This is a genomic window from Salipiger sp. 1_MG-2023 (assembly GCF_030547555.1).
GTDB lineage: Bacteria > Pseudomonadota > Alphaproteobacteria > Rhodobacterales > Rhodobacteraceae > Salipiger.
The window spans coordinates 1-2,626 of record NZ_JAUOQN010000136.1 but is presented as its reverse complement, the minus strand read 5'-3'; the positions used below and the strand labels follow the sequence as shown (position 1 = coordinate 2,626).

The following is a 2,626-nucleotide window of genomic DNA, read 5'->3' as shown; positions in this document are numbered from 1 at the left end:
TGATCTCCTTCTCGTCGAAGATCAGCAGACTGCAAATCATAGCTTATGTCAGTGTCCGAATTTCGGGGGGTAGCTCACCATGGCCTGCCGGTAAGCACTCTGATCTTCGCAATCAGCAGCTTAAACTTTTGCTTGAGTGGATTCGTGTCGATGGCGAAACGGATAATTGAGCAAGGTTACGCATGTGGCTACGCAACATGCACCTTGCGAGGGAATGGGCAGGCCCTTTCCCCTCGACCCCAAACCCGGCGCACAGAGCGTCCGATGTGGCTGACATGAGCAACAGAGCACCGAAACCGCGCATGGTGCGAGAGCTGGTTTTGCGGGTGCGCTGCACAGAGGACGAGCGTGCCACCTGGTTGCGCAAAGCCCGCGCCCAAGAGCGATCCTTGTCCGAGTATGCCCGCTGTATTTTGTCCGCTGAACCGATGCGGCGACGGGCGCGACCACCGGAAGCCGATCCCGTGTTGCTGGCCGCGGTCGGCCGCGCGGGCAACAATCTCAATCAGATTGCCCGCGCCATGAATAGCGACCACAAGGCCGGTCGTGCAATTGACCTGATCGCCGTGCGCACCCTGCTGATGGCATTGGACCGCCAGCTTGCGGAGATCGTTGCGGAGCACTCACGATGATGGTTCGCTTCTTTACCCATGGCGATGGTTCGGGACGCGCGGCGGTGGAATACCTGCTGGCCGAAGAGGTCGCGGCCTATACCGAAGACCGCCAGCGCATTTCCGGCCAGACCGTCCGCCGGGATGTGTTGCCAGAGGTTTTGTCAGGCGATCCCGACCTGACCCGCGCCCTGATCGACAGCAACACGCGAAAGTGGCGCTACACCAGCGGCGTCGTGGCCTTCCATGCTGAGGATAATCCCTCGGTGGCACAACAGACGGCTGTGATGGCCGATTTCGAAAAGGCCGCCTTCGCAGGGCTGGAGAGCGATCAAACGAATATCCTCTGGGTGCGCCATCAGCATATGGGCAATGTTGAACTGCATTTCCTGATCCCGCGTGTGGAACTTCACCACAACCGCTCGTTCAACCCCGCCCCACCGGGATCAGAGGCTTATTTCAACGCCTTTCGAGACTACTGGAATGTCCTCGCGGGCTGGGTCAGCCCGGAGGAAATCTGTCGCAAACGCATGATCAAGCCGGTGTTAGATTTCGGCGACCGGAAACAGGTCAAGGAAACGATCCAGACGCTAATCGTCCAGCAGATCGAAGCCGGTGATATACGCAATCATGCCGATGTCCGCGCCGTCCTGGCCGAACTGGATGGTCTCGAATTCAAACCGCTCTCTGAGAAGCAGCTTGAGAAACGCCGCAAGCTCGATGCGGAAGAGGCCCGAGGCGGCAAGCCCCGCAAGCGCGACACCCGCATCACCATGCGCGTCGCGGGCGCTTCCGACAGCCAGAACACATTTCGCCTAGAAGGCAGGATATTCCATGAAGACTGGACCGCAGATGAGTACTTTGCTGCAAAGCTTGCAGGCCAAGGTCGAGACACAAACTCACGCGACCGAAGCCCAAACTCAGGAGATGCTGGACGGTTTCGAGCAGCATTTGACGCAAGCGTTGAGCGCCGCGCAGCGAAAAATCATGCAAGATATGTGCGACCTCGAAAAGCTGAGCGAAATGATCCAGGACCGGACCGTCAATCAAGTCGAGGCACAGGCGCGCAAGATACGTCAAGCGACAGCGGAGCTGGAAGAGAGCCGGAAGGAATGGCGCACAGTGACGTGGAAGACAATGCTGCCGACCTATCTTGTCGGGGTCTTTCTGACCTTCTGGGTGCTCTTGATGGCGGTGCAACTGTCCTTTCCCAAGCCGCAAACCTCGACGCCAGAGCTGGGGCTGGCGAGGTTCGGCCTCGAAGGGGCAGTGGTGAGCCGTGGCCTTGGCGGTTTGGGCCGGGTGCTGAGCCTGCCACGCAGCGTCACCCTCGCCGATTGTCCGATCCCCAACCTGAACGGCGGCAACGTCTGCGTCGAAACAAAAGTAACGAGGTAGGCCATGACACATCCGCAACTGACGCCGTTCGAGAGCGCATTGTTGAGCGCTGTCGAGAAACTGAACACGACATTCGAGGCTGGTTTGAAGAACGCCAGCGCCTCACCGAGCGAATTCGAGACTTTGCATCGCGCCTTCAATCGTTTCGTGACCGACTTGGAGAAACGCTTGCTCGCCTTGGAGCGGCAGCAGGAGGAATTGCGGCGATTGTTGAAGGCTGGCTGACCCGGCGATCTGCGCACCGGGAAAAAATTGAGCAGAGCAAACCCAAACCAAATGGTACGGCGCCGGCGCCATTCTCGTTTGGTCCCAAATTCTAAGCAAACGAAAGGACATGACCATGAACACCGAAAAGAGTTTCATTGACCAGATTGTAGAGCAAATTCAGAATACCGTGCGAGACATGGAGGACTCCGGCATTTGGGAGGAGCATGCCAAAGCGCCAGAGAAGGCGGAGGCCCTGCAGGCGCAGGAAACCGAAACGCCCAAGAATTCGGTTCGCAAGCGCGACGAGCCGTGAGGTGACCATTCGTTCACTATTTGTTCCATCCCGGATGATCACATAAACCCTCGGCGGTCTGCCCTTTTCATGGCAAGATCGGTTCTGAGGGAAGTTC

At 58.1% G+C, this 2,626-nt stretch carries 3 protein-coding genes; all 3 read left to right on the top strand.

What is annotated here, in order from left to right; all coding sequences use genetic code 11:
- Positions 1-275: 275 nt before the first annotated feature.
- Genes mobC through Q4543_RS24110 form a run of 3 tightly spaced genes read left to right on the top strand, consistent with a single transcriptional unit; the run spans position 276 to position 2,529 of the window.
- Positions 276-632, top strand: coding sequence for a plasmid mobilization relaxosome protein MobC (mobC, locus tag Q4543_RS24120; protein ID WP_303442653.1), 357 nt, complete (start codon positions 276-278; stop codon positions 630-632).
- Positions 629-2,329 carry a relaxase/mobilization nuclease domain-containing protein gene (locus tag Q4543_RS24115; RefSeq protein ID WP_303442650.1) on the top strand — a complete coding sequence of 567 codons (1,701 nt, stop codon included), beginning with the start codon at positions 629-631 and terminating at the stop codon, positions 2,327-2,329. The genes mobC and Q4543_RS24115 overlap by 4 nt, the downstream gene beginning before the upstream one ends.
- A gap of 20 nt (positions 2,330-2,349) precedes the next feature.
- Positions 2,350-2,529: a hypothetical protein gene (locus Q4543_RS24110; RefSeq protein ID WP_303442647.1), complete on the top strand. Its 180-nt coding sequence runs from the start codon at positions 2,350-2,352 to the stop codon at positions 2,527-2,529.
- The last annotated feature ends 97 nt before the right edge of the window (positions 2,530-2,626 follow it).